This window comes from Telluria sp. ZT3P25, assembly GCF_059685895.1.
Genome location: NZ_JCASIJ010000001.1, coordinates 389,597 through 411,854, shown reverse-complemented (window position 1 = coordinate 411,854; position 22,258 = coordinate 389,597). Strand labels below are relative to the sequence as shown.

Sequence of the window (22,258 nt, the reverse complement as noted above, 5' to 3'; positions counted from 1 at the left end):
AAATCGGATGAATGTGCTCGTTGCATGGCAGGCGCAGCGGTCAGATCGCCCTGCTCCTGGGCTGAGGCCGCAAACCAAGAATGACGGCGGGGTGGCGACAGCGCCCCCAGTGGCCACGCACCAGGCGCATGTAGACCGCCACGTAGATCACCATCTGAGCCAGGACCAGTGCCACGGCGGCCGGCACGGTATCGCCGACCAGCACGGCGGTGATTGTTGCGGCGCCGAGCCATGCGGTAACGAAGCAGGCTACGCCGGCATTGCGGCCCCATGCGTAGCGGGCTATGCGGATCCGGTTGCAGGCAACGCGGCGGTAAAACAGCGAATGCAGATGCAGGCGGTCTGGCGCGCCGACCAAGGCGCTGCGCAAGAACTTTCGGCGGTAGATGCTGAACAGGACTTCGATCACCGGGTACGCGTAGATCGCGAGAATCTGCCAGGCATTGATACCGGGATTGCGCACAATCGTCAGTACCGCGACTTCGGCTGCCCAGAAGCCGATGAAGTACGCGCCGCCATCGCCCATGAACAGACGGCCGGTGGGGTAATTGAAAAGCAGGAAGCCGATGGTTGCGCCCATCCCGGCAAGAGCCAGCTGCGTGACCAGGATATCCCCACCTTGCCATGCCAGAAAACCTGTGCCAGCAAGAATGACAACGACCGTGCCGCCGGCGACACCGTGAAAGCCATCGACAATATTGATGGCATTGGACACGCCGGCCACTGCAAACGCCGTAATGCCAAGCGAGATCGGTAGCCAGTGCAGAACGCCGTCAAGCGCCCAGATATCCAGACGGGGCAGATGCGCTTCCACCAGAAAGGCGGCAAGAACGGCGCTGGTGAGGATCGCGCACAGGCGGACGCGGACTGACACTTGCTTGGTCAGGTCTTCGATGATGCCGGCCAAAAACGCCGGCATCGCTGCCAGCAGCAGCAGCAGGATGCGTGTGTTTGTCTCGATTTGCTGCGCTGGCGGATAGCCGAACAGACTGCCGCATGACGGGACTGCCAGCACACCCGCCACCATGGCCACGCCGCCAGTGCGTGAAACCAGGGTCTTGTGAACTTTCTGGACACCATTGACATCGATATCGAATGAAAACTTGCCATGCCAACGTTCGGTCAGAATATTGAGCATACAAATGACTAAGCTGACCAATAATGCCACGACAAATGTTTCGACCAGCGGGAATAACAATGCTGATAGAAACATGGATTCAAGACCATTGAATGTTTCTTTCATCGCCATTATGCCCTCCGTTCATCGCCGAAAATAATCGGTATTCACGCGCGTGGCGCGCCCTGTCGTTGCCATCGGCATTCTCGACATTGGTGCACACCGTCTCGATACAGGCTTTTACTTTAGCAAAAAAGAGAAATGGAAAACGTTGAAAAAATCGATGCATCAATCGCCGGCCATGCTCTTCAGATGCATTTTTATGATTGGTTTCTTTCGCGATTCATCCTCAAGTAAATAGCAAAATCTATTTACCAAGGAGTGGCGATCGACGCGCGATGTGCGCCTGGAATTATCGGGATGATATCGGCGGATGGGATCGTACGCATCACATTGACGAGTTGCAGTGGCGCGTTGCACGCCATCTAACCGCGAGTGCGACTGCAGCGCGGCACTTGCGCCGCAAACACCGGAAGACCAGCTCACCCCTGCGTGGTCGTCGCCGGTGCCTCGCCCCGTGCAGTGTTGCCTTCCATGCTGCGTTGCGCCGCCGCAGGTGACGCGTCCCCCTGCCCCGCGCCGGGCGCCGCTTCCCCTTGCCCAGCAGTGGGCGACGCGGGCGACGCGGTGCTTTGCTGCTCATCGTTGTCGTCGGCCAGCGGCGCCTGCGTACCAATGGCGAGGCGCCGCGCACCCCACGCTGCGCCACCCCGGTGCTTGCGCCGCACGAGCGAATTTTTCAGTACCGAAGCGACGAGACCACTGACCACGCCCAGCAGACACGCCAGCACGACCATGACCGGCAAGGCCAGCGTGACCGACTGCAGCGGGGTCTGGGCCCGGTCGACCAGGCGCACGTTGATGTGATTCGACAGCATCAACGCATCCAGCTTGTGGCGCATATTGAGCAGCTCGAAACTCATCTGGCTGTGCGCCAGCTTGTCGCGGTTGACCGCCAGGATCTCTTGCTGGGCCGCTGCAAAGCCCTTGCGCCGGGTCTCGATGTCAGCCAGGTCACGGCGAACCGAGGCGATGTGCCGCGTGATCACCAGCATATCGGGGTGCCGGTCACCGAAGCGGCTCGACAACGCGATTTTCTGCTGCTCTTTTGCTGTGAGTTCCGCCTGCAGCACGAGCGATTGCTGGGCCAGGATACGTGCGTCCTCGCTCAGGTCAGAGGCACCATGCTTGCGCAGGAGTTCGTTGAGCCTGACATCGAGCTCACCGATGCGGCGTTGCGCCTGCGCGACTTGCTGGTCGTAGAACACCAGCTGGTTCTTCACCTCGTCGGTCTTCTGGGCGGTTTGCTGCTGGATATACTGGTCGGCAATTTCATTGAGGATCCGGCTGACCAGCTCGGGATTGCCACCCTGCAACGACACGCCGATCACATTCGATAGCCGGCCCTTTTCGGCAATTGCCAACGACCGTTGCAACCTGTCCACTGCCTGCCCTTCGCGACTGCGGTGCAGCGTGAACGCCGCGCCCGGTCTGGCATGGATGGACGTGACCAGGATGTCCAACGGCCCGGACAGGGTCCTGGCGCGCAGTTGCTGACCGACTTTGCCGTGCAACCGTATGCCGGCCTCTGGCTGGCTGAGCGTATAGGCATCATGACCGCTGACGACCAGCCTGAATGGCTGGCCCAGCAGCGCATCAGGCACCTTGAAGATGTCCACCCTTGCCTGTTCGTTTCCCCAGACATAGCCGCCGAGACCGAACAGCCCGGGATCGGACAAGCCCGGATTGCTGCGCGCTATGAACGCGCCAACGACGGGAAACAGGGTCGGCTCGACAGCGATATCGAGGTGAAGCGCATTCACCACCCGCGCCAGGACGGAGCGTGAACGCAGGATTTCGATTTCGGTGATGGCCGGGGTTTCCGTCTGCAGGTCGGCCGACGGGGGCGCGTGGCGCGTGATCTGGATCAGGATGTTTGATTCATACACCGGTTTGACACCCAGTGCGACGGCGATGGCGAGGATGGTGATTGCACAGGCTACGCCCACGATCAGCCAGCCGTTGCGCAGCACATGCCTGATCCCGAGCAGCGCTTCGGGCGCTTCAACGTCTCTGCCACGGCGCGACAGCGGCATGGACATTGGTTGCAGGGCGCGTTTCATGCCCGCCCCATGCCGGTCTGGAGGCAGCGTGCGCTGCAGACATGCAAGGCGTCGGCAAACTGCCTGGCCACTGACCCTGCCGTTACCGATTGTGCATACATCAGGTACAGGCGCGTGTGGTGATGGCGCCCGGCCACCACCGGCAACGCGCACAGGTGCCGGGCGTCGAGCGCGTGTTGCACCTGGAACCTGGGTAGCCACGCATACCCCACACCCTGTCGCAAGATGCCGATGGCCCGGTCTGGATGACACACACGCCAGGAACCCGGATGAGACGCCGACCCTGCCGGGCCGGCAACGCCATCGTGCTGTGCCGGGGCGATGATGATCTGGGAATGCGCGTCAAGCTCATCGTGCGTGATGGTGCGCTTGCCTGAACACAGCGGATGGGCAGGATGTGCCACGGCGATGTGCTCGACCTCGAACAGGAAACTGGCAGCAAAGCCCGGCACCGCCTGCGCGGCAATGGCGATATCGACCTCGCCCCCATGCAACGCGCGCCGGGCACCGTCGGGCGTGACTTCACTGATGCTCAGGCGCATGTCGTGCAGCGACGGTGAGCATTGCTGCACGGCCTGGATCAGCAGGTCGGACGGAAAGCCGGGGTCGATTGCCACGCGAACGTCAGGGCCCCAGCCCTGGCGCAGATTGTCGGCCAGCGCCTCGAGCGCATTGGCATGCTTGAGCAACTCGCGTGACCTTTCCAGCAGCCACAGGCCTTCGGCGGTGATCTGCGCCTTGCGGCCTTTCAGTTCGAGCAGAGGGATGCCGAGTTGTTCCTGGAGCTTGGCAACGGCGTGGCTGACAGTCGACTGAGTGACATGCAAACGATCGGCGGCGCCGTCGAAACCATCGCAATCAATTACCGCATGAAACATTTTCCATTGCTTGAGACTGATACGCGGCATTCTGGTGATGGACGGCGTGACCGTGCCGGCTTTCGCGGCAGCGCCAATATGAATGACCTGCGATATACCCGGCGCACTATCCAATGTTTCGACCAGTTTCATGGCGTACCTCACCTACATTATCCGTGCAGATATTTAATTGAGAAAATCTTTTAAAAATCCTGCGCACACGCGCAATACCATTGCATGGTATGCAAGATATCCAAGCCGGATTCTGCGTACCATCAATGCTGTGGAGCGATTGGAAAATGAATGAAGAAATCAGCGCTGACTGAATTGCACAGCAGGCATTGCGCCTGCCAATATAGGCAAGAATAAATTCCTATTAAATATTGTGCCTAAAATATTTTAATAGGGAATTAGCTTGGGAGGCGGCTACCGACGGCAGCCGCCTCCCATCAACCACCCGGTATCAAGCCCCGGCCAGCACCGACAAATCCAGCACGGCCAGGCCACCCAGGTCCTGCTCGGTATTGCCGGCAAACGCAGCGCGGCTGGCAGTGCCGTTTTTCAGGTACGTCTGTACGACCGCCTTCACCTGCGCCTGCGTACAGCCGAGCACGCCCTGGCGGAAACGCTCGCGCGTGGCCATGTCGGTGCCGCGCCGGAACATGCGCCAGCCCAGGCGCACCGCATCCCACGGTGCTTCCGGCTTGTCGAGCTTCTTGATCACGCCGATGATGGCTTCCTCGACCTGCTCGTCGCTGTAATCGGTCGCCAGGATGGTATCGATCGCCGCGTCGAAATCGCGGTAGGTGGCCGCCAGGCGCGGGTCGCGGAACGAGGCCATCGAAAACACGCCCGAATCGCCCGCATATGATGCGCTGCCGCCGTACGCGCCGCCCGCTTCGCGCAGCGCCGTGTGCAGCACCTGGTTGGTGAACAGCTCGGCAGCCACGCTCAGGGCACCGGCATCGTCGTCGTGCGACATCGGCACTGCCCAGGCGATATTGCAGTGATTGACCTGGCCTGCCGCGTGCAGCGCGACATTCGCCGGGGCCTGCGGTGCAACTTCTGCGGACGCGCCAGGCGCCATAGCTGCACCAGTGGCGGTAGCCGACGTCGGCCAGGCCGCCGCCAGCAAGCGCGCCAGCTCATGGCCATCGTCGCCACTGCCGGCGCACAGCATGCTCGGGCGCTGCGCCACGATGGCGGCGTGGATGCGCGCCAGTTCGGCCGCGACCTGCGCCACGCCTTCCGGCGTTGCGGCCAGGGTTTTGAGGCGGGCGTTGAATGCCAGCGCCGTCGGTCCGGCAATGGCATCCTGGAAGCGCCGCACCTGCGCCAGCGGCGCGCTCACGGCCATGGACGCGTAGTGGCTACCAGCCTGCGCCAGGTCGTCCAGTGTGTTTTCCACCTTGCGCTCGAGCAGATAACGCAGGCGCACGGCCTCGTCGAAGCGTGGCCGGGCCATGTAGGCGTCGAGCACCGCAACGATGTTGGCATGCTCTTCGCGCAGGGCGTTGGCCGATACCGTCAGGTCAATGCGCAGCGCGCCTTCCGGCAGCTGGAACGGCTGCAGGTCGAAGCCGAACGACGGCACCATGCGCTGGCGCCAGGCGCCGGCCTCGGCGTAGTCCTGCCCCTCCAGACCCAGGTCGTCGCGCAGCTGCGTGTACAGCGCCAGCCATGGCCAGTCGGCGGCCGGAATCGCCGACACGTCATACACGATGCTGGCCGACGAAATGCCGTTCGAGCCGATGCTGAACGCGTGGATGTCGTCGGCGGTCGGTGCAAACGCGGGCAAGGCGCGCGGCTGCGTGCTCACGTCACCGGGCCGGATACGCGGCAGCACCTGCGAATCGAAGGCCGTTTTCTGATGCGCTTCGAGGGCCACGGTATCGGCTGCGATGCGCGCACGGTCGGCATCGGTCAGCTGGGCCGAGGCCTGCGCCAGGCGCGCGCTTTCCACGGCGTCACGGTTGGAAAAATACGCAGCGTCTGGCACGATGGTCGAGACCAGGCGGCCCGGCGAGGTCAACAGGTTACGCACGAGCGATTTGAAGTAAGCCGGATCGGCGATATCGCTTTCCATCGCCTGCAGGATCGCATCGCTGTCGAAGGCGGTAACGACGTCGCCGTCGCGCATCGCGACCGGCAGCGCGGTCAAGAGGCGTTCGAGCACATTCGGCATGCTGCCGCTGCGGGTATTGCGCTGCTGGTATTTCAGGTCGCGCAGCGCGGCCTGCAGCGTGGCGTGCTCCACGCCCTGCTCGGCCACCTGCTCCAGCGTGGACCAGATCAGTGCTTCGGCCAGCGGCGCCTGGGCCTCGGTCAGACCCTCCATGCCGACGTGGAACAGCATCTGGCGCGCACTGTCGTCATGGCCATTAAAGCCCGACGGCCGGCCGTAACCCGCCGTCTCCATCGCCTTCATCAGCGGTGCAGCAGCGTCGCCCAGCAGGCCGGCCGACAGCAGGCTCGCTTCGAACGCCACTTTCGGGATCGCCGACTCGCCCATCAGCCACGTCATTTGCAGCCCGAATTCGTTGTCGCGGCCCTGCTGCGACGGAATGCGCACGGTATTGCGCTGCGGCGCCGCAAAGGCGCTGGCCAGTTGCGGCACGCGCCGCGTTGATGCGTCAATCTGGCGCGCCAGCACGCGCTCGGCAATGCGGGCCTGCACCGCAGCAGCGGGCAATGGCCCGGCCGTCATGAAGACCGCCTGCGACGGATGGTAATGGCTGGCGTGGAAGTCCTTGAGCATCTGGTGCGTGAGCTCGGGAATGGCCAGTGGATCGCCGCCCGAATCGACTTCGTAGGTGGTGCCGCTCAGGATGGTCGAGGTCAGGCCCTTGTACAGCGCGTGGCCCGGGTCAGCGAACGCACCCTTCATTTCATTGAAGACCACGCCCTGGTAACCAAGCACGCCATCGGTGAGCGTGTAGCGCCAGCCCTCTTGCAGGAAGTTCAGGTAATCGAGCTTCGGGAAGAAGGCGGCGTCGAGGTACACATCGAGCAGGTTGTAGAAATCATTTTCGTCGGTGCTGACGAATGGATACACGGTGCGGTCGGCATAGGTGAACGCATTCATGAAGGTCGCGGTGGAGCGGCGCAGCATGGCGAAGAACGGATCGCGCACCGGATAGCGCTGCGAGCCGCACAGCGCCAGGTGTTCGAGGATGTGCGCGCGGCCATCGCTGGCGTCGGGCACGGTGGGGAAACCCACCAGGAACGCCATGTCGGCGCCGCTGGTGGTCAGGTGGATGTGGCGCGCGCCGGACGCCGGCGCGACATACTCTTCCATCGTGGCCTGGAGTGCAGGAATGGCGTGACTGCGGAGGTGCTCGAAATGACTCATGTACGGTTCTTTCAGAATATGGCAATGGTCGTGGTGGGCCATGAAGACGTTCGACGACGGCATGACCACCACGATGCCCTGAAATTCTACCCCGTGCCGGGCACACGCGTCGGCGCCGCCCAAACCTTCGCCACGAACCCATCAATATATTAAAAGATATTTTGTTTTTCGATATAGTGTGATTCAATGGGGTCTGACGAAAGCGATACCATGAACCATTCTCCAGAACCATTCAACCCGCTTGAGATGCAAGCTGCCGCCGTGCGCGCCTGCGCATTGCTCAAGACGCTGGCGAACCCGGACCGGCTCCTGCTGCTGTGCCAGCTGACGCAGGCCGAATACTGCGTCAGCGAATTGGCAGCGGCGTCCGGCATTGCCCAGCCCATCCTCTCCCAACAGCTGGGTGTGTTGCGCGAGGAGCGCCTGGTCACGACCCGGCGCGACGGCAAGCAGATCTACTACAGCCTGGCCAGCGACGCGGCCAGCGCCGTGCTGCAGGTCCTGTACCAGCAATTCTGTGCACAACCGGCGGGAGACAGCAATGACCGTGAACTGGACTGACTTCACTCCCTGGACCGCGCTGGGCGGTGGCCTGCTGATCGGCCTGGCGGCCGCCATGTTCGTGCTGTTCAATGGCCGCATCGCCGGCATCAGCGGCATTCTCGGCGGACTGCTGCGGCCGGCCCCAGGCGAGCTTGGCTGGCGCATTGCGTTTCTGCTCGGTCTGGTCGCGGCGCCGCTCGTGTACATGCTGGCAGCCCCGTTGCCCGCCATGCACATCGACGCCGGCACGGGCACCCTGATTGCCGCCGGCCTGCTGGTCGGCATCGGCACCCGTTACGGCGCCGGCTGTACCAGCGGCCATGGCGTGTGTGGCCTGGCGCGCGGTTCGGCCCGTTCATTGGCGGCCACGCTGGCCTTCATGGGCGCGGGTTTTGCCACCGTGTTCATCGTGCGCCATCTACTGGCTTGAGGAGAACGGTATGAACATCCTGATGGCATTGATTACCGGGCTCGTGTTTGGCATCGGCCTGATCGTGGCTGGCATGACGAACCCGGCCAAAGTGCTTGGTTTTCTGGACCTGGCCGGCCGCTGGGACCCGTCGCTGGCACTGGTGATGGCCGGCGCGATCCCGGTGGCATTGCCGGCGTTCCGGGTCGCTGCCAGACGTCGGCAATCGCTGCTGGGCGAGCCCATGCGCCTGCCGACCGCCACCCGGATCGACCGCCGGCTGGTGCTGGGCAGCCTCGCCTTCGGCGCCGGCTGGGGGCTGGCGGGCTTCTGTCCCGGCCCGGCGCTGGCTTCGCTCACGACGGGCGCGGTGCAGCCGCTCATTTTTTGCGCCGCCATGCTGGTGGGCATGGGCATTTTCGAACTGCTCGAACGACGCAGGTCCTGATCCACCGATCACCGGAGGCACCATGATTTTCAAGCAACTTTTCGAACCGTTGTCGAGCACCTATACCTATCTGCTGGGTGATCCGCAGACCGGTCAGGCCATCCTGATCGACCCGGTGATCGTCAGCATGGAGCGCGATCTTGGCGTCCTGCACGATCTGGGGCTGACCCTGGCCTACACGCTCGACACCCATATCCATGCCGACCACATCACTGCGGCGCTGGCATTGCGCAACGCCACCGGCAGCAAGATCGCCGCGCCCGCGTTCGACTGCCTGCCGTGCGCCGATGTGGCGATCGAGGAAGGCCGCCCGTTCGAGGTCGGCGGCATATCCTTGCAACCGCTGCATACCCCCGGCCATACCGATGGCCACTTTTCCTATCTGCTGGGCGAACGGGTCTTCACCGGCGACGCCCTGCTGATCGACGGCTGCGGTCGCACGGATTTCCAGAACGGGGATGCCGATGCGCTGTATCGCAGCGTGACCGAAAAACTGTTTGCGCTGCCGGATGACACGCTGGTCTATCCCGCGCACGACTACCAGGCACGCCGCGTTTCTTCGATCGCCCAGGAAAAACAGCGCAACCTGCGACTGGGCGCCGGCAAGACGCTGGAGGAGTTCCGCTCGATCATGGCCGCGCTTGCGCTGCCCTACCCGACCTTCATCGACTATGCCGTGCCGGGCAACCGGGCGTGCGGCGCGTGCCCGGCGGATCTGCCCGAACACCTCGCCCAGTATTGCCGGCAAATGGGCGTCAGTCTGCAGGGTTGATGCCCACGCGTCCCAGGGGGCCGGGCCACGCTGCAATCGTGCTGGTGGCAGCATCCGTCGCATTCGTCTTATCATATGCCTCGCTACGGCCGCCCAAGCAAGCCGGCCGGCACCTTCTTCGTCAACCCAAAGGAATTCCATGTCCGAAACACTCACTGTCTCCACCGCCGAACGCGGTTTCGATTGCTACGTGGCCCGTCCCGACGTCGTCGGCACCTACCCGGTCATCATCGTGCTGCAGGAAATCTTCGGCGTGAACGCCGGCATCCGCAGCATTGCCGACAACTACGCCGCCAAGGGCTATATCGCCGTCGCCCCCGACCTGTTCTGGCGCGAAGAGCCGGGCGTGGATCTGTCGGAAGCGAATGAAGCCGACGTCGCGCGCGCGTTCGCCCTGTACAAGAGCTACGATTTCGACCACGGCGTGCAGGACATCGCCGCCACCATCAGCGCAGCGCGCACAATGGAAGGCAGCAACGGCAAGGTCGGCGTTACCGGCTACTGCCTGGGCGGCCTGATGACCTACCTGAGCGCGGCGCGTACCGATGGCGATGCGTTCGCAGCCTACTACGGCGGCGGCACCGACAACTACCTGTCCGAAGCAAAGAACATCGGCGCGCCGTTCCTGTATCACCTGGCCGGTGCCGACGAATACATCGGTCCGGACGCGCAGGAGAAGATCAAGGCAGCGTTTGCCGACAGCAACGATGCCGAAATCCATGTCTACCCTGGTTGCGACCACGCATTTGCCCGTCCGGGCGGCGGTCACTACGACCATGACGCGTCCACGCTGGCCAACAGCCGCACTGACGAGTTCTTCGCCCGTACGCTGCGCTGATCCGGCGCCTGGCGCCAGGTTCGTCTGCCGGTGTCATGCCGGCAGACGATGGGTGTGGCAATTTCCGGCCGACATGAACCGGATGCAGACAATTGACTAGTTTGATCAGAAGTCGGCCGATTCGTATCAGCTATTGCTGTTGATCGAAAGCACGAACCGATAATCGTCTTGTGTTTCTTGCTGGTGTGAGACATGTTCGATCACGAATCCACACCGTTGAAGCACTTTTGCCGAACCAATATTTTCAGCATATACATTGGCGACCAGCCGAGTCAGGTTCCAACGTGACCGTGCCTCCTGGATCAACCGCCTGACCGCGAGCGTTGCCAGTCCTTGCCCACAAGCGCGCTCGGCAATCCGGTAACCAATTTCTGCCGATCTTTCCGCTATAGCGATATCTTTCAAGTTCGCTCGACCAACTATTTGGCCGTCAGAATCTTCGATGACAAGCGGATGCCATGTTCCGTTAGCAAGGCCAGATAATACGAGGCGATATGCTCGGTAACGCCTTCGAATGCGTAGAAATCGGCGCTGCGGGCGTCAATATGCCGCTCGAACCATTGGCGATTTTCCAATTCGAATTTCAGCAACTGTTCAGCGTCACTACTTTGCAGAGTACGGATCTTCAAAGGCCTCATAGCATCATTTTAGCTCCAATGAAAAAGCCGGGGTCAGGTCTGACATTTGGACACAGCCTCAGCTCTTGCGCCAATCAGTGCTGACAGATCGGGGAGAAAGAAAGTCATCGCATAAAGACATGCTAATTTCTCATCACCTGAGACCATGCAGTTCAAATATTTGCCGAAATTCGCCGTTCGTACAAAACACATCCCGGCCGACAAGCGCATTGAGAACGCGCGGGGCATCTGGTGAAATCAGGAGTCTGACCTGTGCATCCGTCGGTTTGGTATAGATATTTGCAGACGCAGCCCGCCATTTTTGCAGCTCGCGGATCAGATCCGCCTTGTGCGATGCATCGACCTGGCGATTTGCCATTTTGAGGATGGTTGTAAGCCACGTCCAGGGCTCCCGTCGTGCCAGTGAAAGAGCAAGTGTGTGGTCAGATTTTTCTTCTGCCAGGGTCACCGCTTTGTCCAAAGGGATGTATGCGCCAAAGTCTTCGATTAACACCAGAGCCAGTTGCCGAACCCTGGCAAATTGGCTGGCCAGCGCAAATCGCAAGATGTCGTCACGTGCATCGGGAGCCAGACGGGTCCATGACATGACAGCAGTGGCCTGCGTCCGGGCGTGCGGCATGGCGGCGAACCGTTTGATGATCGCGACATGGTCGCGCGTGCCGCACGCAGCCAGTGAGGTCAGGCAAATACGCGTCCTGCGCATCGTCAGAACGTCATGAACAAGGCGGTCGGCATAAAACTGCGCAACCGGATAGCCTTTCTCTTTCAGGTGCCACATCGCGACGCTGCGTACCGAACTTTGCGGATCCAGCAGGGCCTGCTCGGCTAAAGCGTCGGCCTGTTCGCCAGCAGAATGCAAGGACTCGCGCAGGGCGGCCGTGCGAACTGCGCCGAACGGACTTGCCAGCGCGATATCTGCCAGCGTTCTCAGCTCGTTTGCTTTTAGCCCGGCGACCAAACGCCAAGCCGCAAGCGACGTGACGAAGTCGGCCCCAGTCTCGAGCACGCGCTGCGCCAGCTGGCCTGCGTCAAGCAGAGAATTCGTGCTGACAATATTGAAGCACGAGCGCGCCACTTCGCCAGTACCCGTTACGGCCTCGGCAACCAGGGCATCGGCGCCCAGGACATCGACCACCATGGCGTAGTACTGTTCAATCCAGGCGACATGATTCTCGCGCCTGGCGAGTCGCAACCGATCAATGACAGGCAGCGTTTTCAGGATTGCGGCTGGCGGGAGAACCGGTACCAGCGCCAGAAGAGCCGTACGCGCAGCTTGACGCACTTGCGGAACCCAGTCGTTCAGTCGCTCCAGGATTGCCTCGAGCAGCTCCGGCGAGCGAAGCTCGGCCGCACGAACCAGCACGTCCTCCCGTTTGAATCCGTAGTCGTCACGCGATAAATCAACCAATTGGGGAATCGATGCTGTTTTCACCTCGTCGTGCATCGTTGCTACCGTTGGCGGACGCGGACCAAAAAGGAAGCGTAATAGTTTTCTCATATTGCCTGCGTAGAATTTGGGGCGTTAAATTTTTATGAGGTCAGCCCGGTAGATTCCAAGTCGTCCGCGCATTACGTTGCTCTTCCCAACCAGTTGTGACCCAGCGGTAGAGTACCTTACTGGTCACTCGAACAAACTTGTTTTTACGATCAAGCCCTCGTTCCGCCACCGTCACCACAAGCGCGCGTCAAGAGTCCCCATGCGTGCGGCATGCCCAAAAAATTCATGCTGTAATGACAGCGCGTGCCGGTGAGCACGCTCCACCAGCGTCCATTGTCACTCCACGGAGTCAACATGATCGAATCGGTCGGTACGCCCACGCTCTATCTCTCCTTCACCGCGTTCGTCGTCGTCATGCTGGCGATCGACTTCTTTGGCCTCAAAACATCGGGCGATCACAAAATCAGCACGAAAGAAGCGGCCGTCTGGTCGCTGATCTGGATCTCGGTGGCCCTTGCCTTCGGTGGCTGGTTCTACTGGTATCTCGAAGGCATTGCCGGCCCGGTCGTGGCCAAGGAGAAGGCACTTGAATACATCACCGGCTACCTGATCGAAAAATCGCTGGCGGTCGACAATGTGTTTGTCTGGATCACCCTCTTCAGCTTTTTCAGCGTGCCGGCGCAATACCAGAAGCGCGTGCTGCTGTATGGCGTGCTGGGCGCGATCGTGCTGCGCGCGATCCTGATTTATCTGGGCGCGCTCCTGCTGGCCCAGTTCCACTGGATCCTCTACATCTTCGGGCTATTCCTGCTCTACACCGGTATCCAGATGCTGATCTCGGCCGACAGCGAACCCGACCTGGCGGACAACAAGCTGCTGAAATGGCTGCGCGGTCATATGCGGATCACTGACGAATACCACGGCGAAAAGTTCTTCATCATGCGCGATGGCCTGCGCTATGCGACGCCGATGTTGGTGGTGCTGATCATGGTCGAAATCACGGACGTGATCTTCGCGGTCGATTCGATCCCGGCGATCTTCGCGGTCACGAGCGACCCGTTCATCGTGTTCACGTCGAACGTCTTCGCCATTCTCGGCCTGCGCGCGATGTACTTCCTGCTGGCCGACATGGCGGACCGCTTCCACCTGCTCAAATACGGTCTGGCCGCAATCCTGATCTTCATCGGCGTCAAGATGCTGCTGCTCGATATCTACAAGATCCCGACCGGCATCGCGCTGGGGGTGGTCGGGGTAATCCTGGCGGGGTCGGTGGTGGCCAGCCTGCTCACGTCCAAACCCGTCCCGAAAACGCCGCCAGGCTGATCACGCGGCGGCAGCAGCGGCGAAGCGCACCTCGTGCAGCAGCGACTTGATCTCGGGGATGCACGAGCCGCAGTTGCCGCCCGCCTTCAGGCAGGCCGTCACCTGCGCTGGCGTCTGCAAGTCGCCGGCCCGGATCGCGGCGCAGATCGTGTTGCGGCCAACGCCGAAGCACGAGCAGACCGTCGGTCCGGGGTCAAGCCCGGCTTGCACGGCGCGGCCGGCCAGCAGCGTGGCCCGTTCGCGCGGACCCAGTTCGGGTGCGGCGAACAGCCCGCCCAGCCACGCGCGCGCCGGCAGATCGGGCACGCGCGCCACGAACAGGCAGGCTTCCAGGCGACCGTCGACCAGCAGCGCGGCGCGCAGCATGCCCGCCGACTGATCCTGGTACTCGATCCAGTCGGCGTCTGCATCCGCCGCTTCTCCAGTACCCAGCAATGCACGCGCCATGTCGAGCGTGACCGGTGCGCGCCCGGCCAGCTCATAGCGAATGAAACCGCTGCCGCGCACCCGCGTCCAGTGGGCCACCTGCTCAAGACCGAGATCTCGCCGGCTCATGATGAAGCCATACCAGGCCACGCCGAACGGTTCGATCCGCACGGGCGTGTGCTTGAATTCGGGCTCGCCCGAGACCGGGTCGACGGCCGGATTGACCAGCGCACCCACCCGCGCATCGGACGCCGTCTGCCCGTTCCAGTGAATCGGCACGAACGCGGCGCCGCGCGCGATGCCGCCGCCGTGCGCCACGCGCGCGACCATCGCGCCCCAGCGTGAGCTGATGCGGGCCAGCTCGCCCTCACGCACACCGGCCAGCAGCGCATCGTGCGGATGCAGGTCGACGAACGGCTCGGCCGCGTGGCCGGCCAGGCGCGGCGACTTGCCGGTGCGCGTCATCGTATGCCACTGGTCGCGCAGGCGCCCCGTGTTGAGCACCAGCGGAAATTCACTCGAAGGCACATTGGCCGGTGCGCGCACGCCCGTCGCGATGAAGCGCGCCTTGCCGTCCGGGTACGAAAAACCGCCGCTACCAAACAGGCGCGCGGTGCCCTCCCCCGCTGCATTCACCGGCCACTGCACCGGTTGCAGCGCGTCATACGCGGCGCGGCGCATGCCCACCAGCGGATCGAGCCGGAAGGCGCGGCGGTGGCCATCGTCGTCATTCTTCCAGGCCGACAGGCGCGCGTGTTCGTCGAAGATCGCATGTGCGCTGTCGAAGTCGAACCCGGCATACCCCATGCGCTGCGCGACATCGCACAGCGCGCGCCAGTCGGCCCTCGCCTCGCCCGGCGCCGGCAAAAAGGCGCGCTGGCGCGAGATGCAGCGTTCGGAATTGGTGACCGTGCCATCCTTCTCGCCCCAGGCCAGCGCCGGCAGGGCCACATGCGCGTAGGGCGCCAGGTCGGTGCTGGCCATGACGTCCGATACCACCACCAGTTCGCAGGCCGCCAGCGCACGCCGCACCTGGTCGGCGTCCGGCATGCTGACCACCGGATTGGTCGCCATGATCCACACCGCTTTCACGCTGCCCGCTTCGATCGCGCGGAACAGGTCCACGGCTTTCAGGCCCGGCTTGTCGGCAATGCGCGGCGCATCCCAGAATGTGCGCACGGCGTCGCGGTGCCCTGCGTTGTCCAGGTCCAGGTGCGCCGCCAGCATATTGGCCAGGCCGCCCACCTCGCGCCCGCCCATCGCATTGGGCTGGCCGGTCAGCGAGAACGGGCCCATACCGGGCCGGCCGATGCGGCCGGTGGCCAGGTGGCAGTTGATGATCGCGTTGACCTTGTCGGTGCCGCTGCTGGACTGGTTCACGCCCATCGAGAATGCGGTGACCACTTTATCGGTGCGGGCAAACAGGTCGTAGAACGCGTGCAGGTCGTCCGGATCGAGGCCGCAGGTACGCGCCACGTCATCGCCTGCGTTGGCGACATCGAGCGCCGCATCCAGGCCGGTCGTGTGCGCTGCGACGTAATCAGCATCGAACGCATCGCTGCGTGCCAGGTGCGCGAGCAAGCCGTTGAACAGCGCCACATCGCTGCCGGGTTTTAAAGCCAGGTGCAGGTCCGCCAGCTCGCAGGTGGCCGTGCGGCGCGGGTCGAGCACGACGATCTGCAAGTCAGGACGTGCTTCCTTGGCTTTTACGATGCGCTGGAACAGCGTCGGATGACACCAGGCGGCGTTCGAGCCCACCAGCACGATCGCATCGGCCAGCTCGAAGTCCTCGTAACAGCCCGGCACCACGTCTTCGCCGAAGGCGCGCTTGTGGCCGGCCACGGCGGACGACATGCACAGGCGCGAATTGGTGTCGATATTGGCGCTGCCGACGTACCCCTTCATGAACTTGTTGGCGACGTAGTAATCCTCGGTCAGGATCTGGCCCGACACGTACAGCGCGACCGCGTCCGGCCCGTGCTCGGCGATGATGCGGGCGAAGCCGTCCGCCACGGTATCCAGCGCCTCGTCCCAGCTGGCGCGCACCAGCGCCCCTTTCTTCCGCACGGCCGGATGCAGCAGGCGGCCGTCCAGATCGAGCGTCTCGCCCAGTGCCGAGCCTTTCACGCACAGGCGGCCGCGGTTGGCGGTGTGCTCAAGGTCGCCTTCGATCGTCGCGCCGCCACCGGGCAGCGCGGTCGCTTTCACGCCGCAGCCGACGCCGCAGTAGGGACAGGTGGTACGCACAGCGTGGATCGGAATGGTCATGGGGTAGCTTTCTAGGCAGCCTGCGCGTCGCACAACGCAGGGCCGAACAACAGGCGGTCGCGCATTGCCGAGATGTCGACGCCGCGCCCGATCAGGTCGAAATACCAGGGGCCGTCGGCCACGTCGCCATACAGCACGGCGCCCGTGAGGCGATTGCCGTCGAGGACCAGGCGCTTGTACATGCCGGAGCGGCGGTCGCGCAGCACCAGATCTTGCGTGCCCGGGCGGCCGACGATGTCGCCGGCCGAGTACAGGTCGATTCCCGTGACCTTGAGTTTGGTGGCCACGGCCTGCTGCACGTAGCGGCGGTGGCCGAAGCCGGCCAGGTGCGCCGCGCAGACGCGCGCCTGTTCCCAGATTGGCGCGACCAGGCCGAAGGTCGCACGGCGGTGCTGGACGCATTCGCCTACCGCATACACGCGCGGGTCGTAGCTTTGCAGCGTGTCGTCGACGACGATCGCACGCTCGACATGCAGGCCGGCGGCGCGCGCCAGCGCCACGTTGGGCCGCACACCGGCCGCCATCACCACCAGGTCGGCCGGCAGCGTGACGCCGTTCGAGAGGCGCACCGATGCGACCTTGCCATCACCCAGAATGGCCTCGGTCTGCACGCCCAGCAGGATGCGCAAGCCGCGCCGCTCGAGCGCGCCCTTGAGCAGCAGCGATGCATCGCCATCGAGCTGCTGGTTCAGCAGGCTGCCGGTCAGGTGCACGACCGTCACGTCCATCCCGCGCCGCAGCAGGCCGTTGGCCGCTTCCAGTCCGAGCAGGCCGCCGCCGATCACCACCGCGTGCCGGCCGTCGCGCGCCGCCTGCAGCATCGTGTCGACGTCAATCAGGTCGCGAAAGCCCACCACGCCCGGCAGGTCTGCGCCCGGCACCGGCACGATGAATGGCTGCGAACCGGTGGCCAGCAGCAGGCGGTCATACGCCACCTCGACGCCCGATTGCGAGCGCACGCTGCGGCGGCGGCGGTCGATGGCCACGACCGGGTCGCCCGTGTGCAGCGTGATGCCATGTTCGGCGTACCACGCGCGCGGATGCAGCACGATGTCGTCCTGCGTCTTGTCGCCCGCCAGCACGGGCGAGAGCATGATCCGGTTGTAGTTCACGTGCGGCTCGGCGCCGAACACGGTGATGTCGTACATGCCTGGGGCCAGCGCGAGCAGTTCCTCGACCGTGCGCATCCCGGCCATGCCGTTGCCGACCACCACCAGCGCGGGCCTGTGCGCCGTGTTCATGCGGCCACCCACACGGTGTCGCCATCGATCCGGGCCGGATAGCTCGCCACCGACTGCGCCGGCGCCTCCAGGCACTCGCCGCTGGCCAGGTCGAAGTGCTGCTTGTAGATGGGCGAAGCCACGACGATGCGCTCGCCGATGCTGCCCACCAGCCCGCGCGAGAGCACGGCGGCCTGCGAGTTCGGGTCGTAGTTATCGATGGCGAACACACGCGGCTCAAGGTCGCCGATGCGGAACACGGCCACCTGGCGGCCGTTCAGCAGCGCGCATACGCCGGTGTCGGGGACGATCTCGTCGAGCCGGCAGACCGCCGTCCAGTTGGCAAGTTGGGGGTCACGATGCATGGTCATTCTCCTCAAGCCACAGCGATGGGAATCGTGCGGCGGCGTTCATCGAACGTGGCCGGGCGCACCTGCCCCCGCTCGGGCACGAACACCACGTTGCTGTCTGGTTCTGCGCTGTTGACGAAGTGGCGGAAGCGGCTGCGCACGGCCGGATTGGTAATGGCTTCCTTCCATTCGCAGGCATAGGTGTCGACCACGTGCTGCATCTGCGCTTCGAGTTCATCGCCGATGCCCAGGCTGTCCTCGACCACAACCTGCTTCAGATACTCGAGGCCACCTTCGAGGTTCTCGCGCCAGGTCGACGTGCGCTGCAGGCGTTCGGCCGTGCGCACGTAGAACATCAGGAAGCGGTCGGTCAGGCGCACGACTTCGGCTTCGGTCAGGTTCGATGCGATCAGCTCCGCGTGGCGCGGCTTCATGCCGCCGTTGCCGCACACGTACAGGTTCCAGCCCTTGTCGGTGGCGATCAGGCCCACGTCCTTGCCCTGCGCCTCGGCGCATTCGCGGGTGCAGCCCGAGACGCCAAACTTGATCTTGTGCGGTGCGCGCAAGCCCTTGTAGCGGTTTTCCAGTTCGATGGCAAAGCCCACGCTGTCGCCCACGCCAAAGCGGCACCAGGTCGAGCCGACGCACGATTTGACGGTGCGCAGCGACTTGCCGTAGGCGTGGCCCGACTCGAAGCCGGCGTCGATCAGCTCTTCCCAGATCGCCGGCAGCTGGTCCACGCGCGCGCCGAACAGATCGACCCGCTGGCCGCCCGTGATCTTGGTGTACAGGCCATACTTCTTGGCCACCATGCCCACGGCGATCAGGCCGTCTGCCGTCACTTCGCCACCTGGCATGCGCGGCACGACCGAGTAGGTGCCGTCCTTCTGGATGTTGCCGAGGAAGTAGTCGTTCGAATCCTGCAGGCTGGCGTGCTTCGGCTTGAGCACGAAATCGTTCCACACCGAGGCCAGGATGTTCGCGGCGGTCGGCTTGCAAACGTCGCAGCCCAGGCCCTTCCCGTGGCGCGCCAGCAGTTCGCCAAATTCCTTGATGCCTTCCACGCGCACCAGGTGGTACAGCTCCTGGCGCGAATATGCAAAGTGTTCGCACAGGTGGTTGTTGACGGCCACGCCCAGTTTTTTCAGTTCGGCGTTCAGCACCTGCGTCACCAGCGGCACGCAGCCGCCGCAGGCCGTGCCGGCCGTCGTGCAGCTTTTGAGCGCGCCGATCGTGGTGGCGCCGCCGGCCACCGCCTCGCACAGCGCGCCCTTCGAGATGTCGTTGCACGAGCAGACCTGCGCCGTGGCCGGCAGCTTGTCCACGCCCAGCGCAGGCCGCACGGTGTTGCCGCTTTCGGGAAGGATCAGGTATTCGGGCGCTTCGGGCAGCTCGATCTTGTTGAGCATCGTCTGCAGCAGCGCGCCGTACGATGCGGCGTCGCCCACCAGCACGCCGCCGAGCAGGTACTTGCCGCAACTCGAGACGACGATCTTGCGATAGGTCTGGCGCCGCTCATCCAGGAACTGGTAACTGCGGCTGCCCGGCGTGGTGCCATGCGCGTCGCCCAGGCTGGCCACGTCCACGCCCATCAGCTTGAGCTTCGTGCTCATGTCGGCGCCGGCAAAGCCGCATTCGGCGCCCAGCACATGGCGCGCCGCCGTGCGCGCCATGTCGTAGCCCGGCGCCACCAGGCCAAACAGCTGGCCGCTCCACAGCGCGCATTCGCCGATCGCGTAGATGTGCGGGTCGGACGTCAGGCACTGGCCGTCGATGACGATGCCGCCGCGCGCGCCCAGCTCAAGGCCGGCCTGGCGCGCCAGTTCGTCGCGCGGGCGGATGCCGGCCGAGAACACGATCATGTCGGTGTCCAGACTCGTGCCGTCGGCGAACTGCATGCGGTGGGTCGTGGCGTCGCCATCGACGATGGCCAGCGTGTTCTTGCCGGTGTGGACGCCGACACCCAGTTCTTCGATGCGGGTGCGCAGCACGCGTGCGCCGGCATCGTCGACCTGCACCGCCATCAGGCGCGGCGCAAATTCGACGACGTGCGCCTGCAGGCCCAGGTCGCGCAGCGCCTTGGCGCACTCCAGGCCAAGCAGGCCGCCGCCGATGACGACGCCGATGCGCTGGCGCGTGCCGTCGCCGCGGGCGGCGCATTCCTTCATCTTCTCGAGGTCTTCGATCGTGCGGTACACGAAGCAGTCCTTGCGCTCGGCCCCCGGCACGGGCGGCACGAACGGGTACGAGCCGGTGGCGAGCACCAGGCGATCGTAGGAGACGGCGCTGCCGTCGCCCAGCAGCACCGATTGCGCAGTGCGGTCGATGGCCACCACCTTCGCGTTCAGGCGCAGCACGACGCGCTCGGCCAGCTCGGCGCGCTCGAAGTAGCCCGGCGCGACCAGCGACAGGTCATCCGCACTTTTACCGGCAAAGAATTCCGACAGGTGCACACGGTCGTAGGCCGGGCGCGGCTCTTCGCCCAGCACCGTGACCCGCAGCGGTGTCGCCGGGTCCTGCATGCTGCTGGCAGCGAGCGTTTCGAGGAATTTGTGGCCCACCATTCCGTGGCCGATGACGACGATATGCATGACGTTCTCCTTTATGCTGCAACGGTTGCGGACGGGATGCTGGACGGGATGCGGGACGTGCTGCCGAAGCGCGCGCCAAGCGCGCACAGGCTGGCCACCACCACCAGGCCGCTCAGGATCGTGAGCGTGCTCTGGATGTCACCCGTACCCTTCATCAGGAAGCCGGCGGCGACGGCGCCCACATTGCCCCCGGCGCCGACGATGCCGGCCACCCCGCCCAGCGCCCTGGGTGCCACGAACGGCACCAGCGCATAGGTCGCGCCGCAGGCCATGTGCGTGAACAGGCCGAACACCAGCATGGCCACCACGGCGAACACGATGCCGTCGGCCTGCGCGAACCACAACAGGCCCAGCGCTTCACCGATCATCAGGACGAACAGGATGGTCACGCGGCGATTGACGTCGCCACCGCGCGCTGCGCGGTCCGACAGCCAGCCGCCCAGCGCGCGGGCGAACAGCGCCAGCAGGCCGAAGCTGCCAGCCGCCATGCCGGCCTCGCCCAGGGTCAGGTCGAAATGATCGACGTAGTAGACGGCGGCGATGTTGTGGATGAAGATCTCGATGCCGAAGCAGGCGCCGTAGGTGACGAACAGCAGCCAGGCGCGGTAGTTGCGGCAGCCTTCGGTGAAACTGGCCCAGCCGCCCTTGCCGGCGCTGGCCGGCAGATTGCCGGTCTTGCGCAGGTCGTCGTAGTTACCGGCCGGGCAATCCTGCGTGTAGCGCCAGTAAACAAAGGCCATGATGATCATCATGACGCCCGGGACCACCAGCGCCACACGCCAGCTCATCGACTGGCTCACGCCCAGCATCACGACGGCGGTGAGCAGCAGCGGCATCAGCGCCTGCGCTGCGCCGCCGCCGGCATTGCCCCAGCCGGCAGCGGCCGCGTTGGCGGTGCCGACCACCTTCGGCGAAAACATCACCGACGTGTGGTACTGGGTGATGACGAAGCTGGCGCCGACCGCCCCGATGCCCAGGCGCGCCAGCAGGAATGTTTCGTAGCTCTGCGCCATCGCCACGCCCAGCACGGGAATGGCGCCGATCAGCAGCAGGCCCGTATAGGTCTTGCGCGGGCCGTAGCGGTCGCACAGGGGGCCAACCAGCAGGCGGACAAAAATCGTGATCGCCACCGCCGCGATATTGATGTTGGCGATCTGCTCCATCGACAGGCCGAACTCGCCTTTGATGACGGGCATCAGCGGCGCGCAGGCGAACCACGCGAAGAAGCAAATGAAGAAGGCCACCCAGGTCAGGTGGAAGGCGCGCATCGGCGCGCCCTGGAACGAGAAGAGGTTGATGTTGTCTGCTTTGCCGGTCATGATTTTCGTCCTTGGAAAACAAAAAGGCGTCCGCGCTGCTGCCTGGGGCAGAAGCTGCGGACGCCGTTGTCCTGGTGCCGGCCCGTCGTTGGGCTGGCGTTATATGAAGGAGATCGTCATTGATCCTGTCTCTGTATCAGCAAGAGGCGTGCCACGCGCGGTTCAG

General features: G+C 63.9%; 18 protein-coding genes. 6 read left to right on the top strand and 12 right to left on the bottom strand.

Going from position 1 to position 22,258, the window contains the following annotated elements:
• Window positions 1-40 precede the first annotated feature (40 nt).
• From AC56LY_RS01885 to AC56LY_RS01870, 4 genes are all read right to left on the bottom strand, one after another.
• Complete coding sequence (locus AC56LY_RS01885; protein WP_499576057.1) at window positions 41-1,249, bottom strand: MraY family glycosyltransferase; 1,209 nt, start codon at window positions 1,247-1,249, stop codon at window positions 41-43.
• Window positions 1,250-1,659: 410 nt separating this feature from the next.
• Window positions 1,660-3,300: a Wzz/FepE/Etk N-terminal domain-containing protein gene (locus AC56LY_RS01880; protein ID WP_499576055.1), complete on the bottom strand. Its 1,641-nt coding sequence runs from the start codon at window positions 3,298-3,300 to the stop codon at window positions 1,660-1,662.
• Complete coding sequence (locus AC56LY_RS01875) at window positions 3,297-4,310, bottom strand: LysR family transcriptional regulator (RefSeq protein WP_499576053.1); 1,014 nt, start codon at window positions 4,308-4,310, stop codon at window positions 3,297-3,299. Before AC56LY_RS01875 ends, AC56LY_RS01880 begins: the two co-directional genes overlap by 4 nt.
• Before the next feature lie 310 nt (window positions 4,311-4,620).
• Window positions 4,621-7,509 (bottom strand): insulinase family protein, encoded by a 2,889-nt coding sequence (locus AC56LY_RS01870; protein ID WP_499576051.1) that lies wholly within the window; start codon window positions 7,507-7,509, stop codon window positions 4,621-4,623.
• A gap of 210 nt (window positions 7,510-7,719) precedes the next feature.
• Here AC56LY_RS01870 and AC56LY_RS01865 point away from each other — a divergent pair, with 210 nt between their 5' ends.
• The 5 genes from AC56LY_RS01865 to AC56LY_RS01845 all read left to right on the top strand — a co-directional run bounded on the left by AC56LY_RS01865 (window position 7,720) and on the right by AC56LY_RS01845 (window position 10,519).
• Entirely contained in the window at window positions 7,720-8,070 is a 351-nt protein-coding gene (locus AC56LY_RS01865) for an ArsR/SmtB family transcription factor (RefSeq protein ID WP_499576048.1), read from the top strand.
• A complete protein-coding gene (locus AC56LY_RS01860) occupies window positions 8,051-8,482 on the top strand; it encodes a YeeE/YedE family protein (protein WP_499576044.1) in 432 nt (143 codons plus the stop codon). Before AC56LY_RS01865 ends, AC56LY_RS01860 begins: the two co-directional genes overlap by 20 nt.
• 10 nt (window positions 8,483-8,492) lie before the next feature.
• Window positions 8,493-8,909: a YeeE/YedE family protein gene (locus AC56LY_RS01855; RefSeq protein WP_499576040.1), complete on the top strand. Its 417-nt coding sequence runs from the start codon at window positions 8,493-8,495 to the stop codon at window positions 8,907-8,909.
• 22 nt (window positions 8,910-8,931) lie between these two features.
• Window positions 8,932-9,681, top strand: a complete 750-nt coding sequence (locus tag AC56LY_RS01850; RefSeq protein WP_499576038.1) for an MBL fold metallo-hydrolase — start codon at window positions 8,932-8,934, stop codon at window positions 9,679-9,681.
• Between the two features lie 139 nt (window positions 9,682-9,820).
• On the top strand, window positions 9,821-10,519 hold the full coding sequence (locus AC56LY_RS01845) for a dienelactone hydrolase family protein (protein ID WP_499576036.1): 699 nt from the start codon (window positions 9,821-9,823) through the stop codon (window positions 10,517-10,519).
• Between the two features lie 126 nt (window positions 10,520-10,645).
• On the opposite strand, the gene AC56LY_RS01840 is transcribed toward AC56LY_RS01845, so the two are convergent.
• The 3 genes from AC56LY_RS01840 to AC56LY_RS01830 form a co-directional block, all read right to left on the bottom strand.
• Window positions 10,646-10,942 (bottom strand): GNAT family N-acetyltransferase, encoded by a 297-nt coding sequence (locus AC56LY_RS01840; protein ID WP_499581913.1) that lies wholly within the window; start codon window positions 10,940-10,942, stop codon window positions 10,646-10,648.
• A complete protein-coding gene (locus AC56LY_RS01835) occupies window positions 10,939-11,148 on the bottom strand; it encodes a hypothetical protein (protein WP_499576033.1) in 210 nt (69 codons plus the stop codon). The genes AC56LY_RS01840 and AC56LY_RS01835 overlap by 4 nt, the downstream gene beginning before the upstream one ends.
• A gap of 142 nt (window positions 11,149-11,290) precedes the next feature.
• Window positions 11,291-12,655 carry a hypothetical protein gene (locus AC56LY_RS01830; protein ID WP_499576031.1) on the bottom strand — a complete coding sequence of 455 codons (1,365 nt, stop codon included), beginning with the start codon at window positions 12,653-12,655 and terminating at the stop codon, window positions 11,291-11,293.
• Window positions 12,656-12,949: 294 nt separating this feature from the next.
• On the opposite strand from AC56LY_RS01830, the gene AC56LY_RS01825 reads away from it, so the two are divergent.
• Window positions 12,950-13,918, top strand: coding sequence for a TerC family protein (locus AC56LY_RS01825; RefSeq protein WP_499576029.1), 969 nt, complete (start codon window positions 12,950-12,952; stop codon window positions 13,916-13,918).
• Here the strand turns inward: AC56LY_RS01825 and AC56LY_RS01820 are convergent, their stop codons facing one another.
• Genes AC56LY_RS01820 through AC56LY_RS01800 form a run of 5 tightly spaced genes read right to left on the bottom strand, consistent with a single transcriptional unit; the run spans window position 13,919 to window position 22,092 of the window.
• Window positions 13,919-16,612 carry a molybdopterin-dependent oxidoreductase gene (locus tag AC56LY_RS01820; protein WP_499576026.1) on the bottom strand — a complete coding sequence of 898 codons (2,694 nt, stop codon included), beginning with the start codon at window positions 16,610-16,612 and terminating at the stop codon, window positions 13,919-13,921. It lies immediately after the preceding gene.
• A gap of 11 nt (window positions 16,613-16,623) precedes the next feature.
• Window positions 16,624-17,853, bottom strand: a complete 1,230-nt coding sequence (locus tag AC56LY_RS01815) for an NAD(P)/FAD-dependent oxidoreductase (protein ID WP_499576022.1) — start codon at window positions 17,851-17,853, stop codon at window positions 16,624-16,626.
• A complete protein-coding gene (gene nirD / locus AC56LY_RS01810; RefSeq protein ID WP_499576019.1) occupies window positions 17,850-18,197 on the bottom strand; it encodes a nitrite reductase small subunit NirD in 348 nt (115 codons plus the stop codon). The genes AC56LY_RS01815 and nirD overlap by 4 nt, the downstream gene beginning before the upstream one ends.
• Window positions 18,198-18,208: 11 nt before the next feature.
• Window positions 18,209-20,773 (bottom strand): nitrite reductase large subunit NirB, encoded by a 2,565-nt coding sequence (nirB, locus tag AC56LY_RS01805; RefSeq protein ID WP_499576017.1) that lies wholly within the window; start codon window positions 20,771-20,773, stop codon window positions 18,209-18,211.
• A gap of 11 nt (window positions 20,774-20,784) precedes the next feature.
• Entirely contained in the window at window positions 20,785-22,092 is a 1,308-nt protein-coding gene (locus tag AC56LY_RS01800; protein WP_499576015.1) for an MFS transporter, read from the bottom strand.
• Window positions 22,093-22,258 lie beyond the last annotated feature (166 nt).

What these genes read in the sequence shown, in the direction of transcription:
- AC56LY_RS01800 (WP_499576015.1), bottom strand. Translation starts at nt 22,092, where the DNA reads ATGACCGGCAAAGCAGACAACATCAACCTCTTCTCGTTCCAGGGCGCG.
- AC56LY_RS01880 (WP_499576055.1), bottom strand. Translation starts at nt 3,300, where the DNA reads ATGAAACGCGCCCTGCAACCAATGTCCATGCCGCTGTCGCGCCGTGGC.
- AC56LY_RS01860 (WP_499576044.1), top strand. Translation starts at nt 8,051, where the DNA reads ATGACCGTGAACTGGACTGACTTCACTCCCTGGACCGCGCTGGGCGGT.
- AC56LY_RS01885 (WP_499576057.1), bottom strand. Translation starts at nt 1,249, where the DNA reads ATGGCGATGAAAGAAACATTCAATGGTCTTGAATCCATGTTTCTATCA.
- AC56LY_RS01870 (WP_499576051.1), bottom strand. Translation starts at nt 7,509, where the DNA reads ATGAGTCATTTCGAGCACCTCCGCAGTCACGCCATTCCTGCACTCCAG.
- AC56LY_RS01845 (WP_499576036.1), top strand. Translation starts at nt 9,821, where the DNA reads ATGTCCGAAACACTCACTGTCTCCACCGCCGAACGCGGTTTCGATTGC.
- AC56LY_RS01875 (WP_499576053.1), bottom strand. Translation starts at nt 4,310, where the DNA reads ATGAAACTGGTCGAAACATTGGATAGTGCGCCGGGTATATCGCAGGTC.
- AC56LY_RS01820 (WP_499576026.1), bottom strand. Translation starts at nt 16,612, where the DNA reads ATGACCATTCCGATCCACGCTGTGCGTACCACCTGTCCCTACTGCGGC.
- nirB (WP_499576017.1), bottom strand. Translation starts at nt 20,773, where the DNA reads ATGCATATCGTCGTCATCGGCCACGGAATGGTGGGCCACAAATTCCTC.
- AC56LY_RS01855 (WP_499576040.1), top strand. Translation starts at nt 8,493, where the DNA reads ATGAACATCCTGATGGCATTGATTACCGGGCTCGTGTTTGGCATCGGC.
- AC56LY_RS01850 (WP_499576038.1), top strand. Translation starts at nt 8,932, where the DNA reads ATGATTTTCAAGCAACTTTTCGAACCGTTGTCGAGCACCTATACCTAT.
- AC56LY_RS01830 (WP_499576031.1), bottom strand. Translation starts at nt 12,655, where the DNA reads ATGAGAAAACTATTACGCTTCCTTTTTGGTCCGCGTCCGCCAACGGTA.
- nirD (WP_499576019.1), bottom strand. Translation starts at nt 18,197, where the DNA reads ATGCATCGTGACCCCCAACTTGCCAACTGGACGGCGGTCTGCCGGCTC.
- AC56LY_RS01825 (WP_499576029.1), top strand. Translation starts at nt 12,950, where the DNA reads ATGATCGAATCGGTCGGTACGCCCACGCTCTATCTCTCCTTCACCGCG.
- AC56LY_RS01815 (WP_499576022.1), bottom strand. Translation starts at nt 17,853, where the DNA reads ATGAACACGGCGCACAGGCCCGCGCTGGTGGTGGTCGGCAACGGCATG.
- AC56LY_RS01865 (WP_499576048.1), top strand. Translation starts at nt 7,720, where the DNA reads ATGAACCATTCTCCAGAACCATTCAACCCGCTTGAGATGCAAGCTGCC.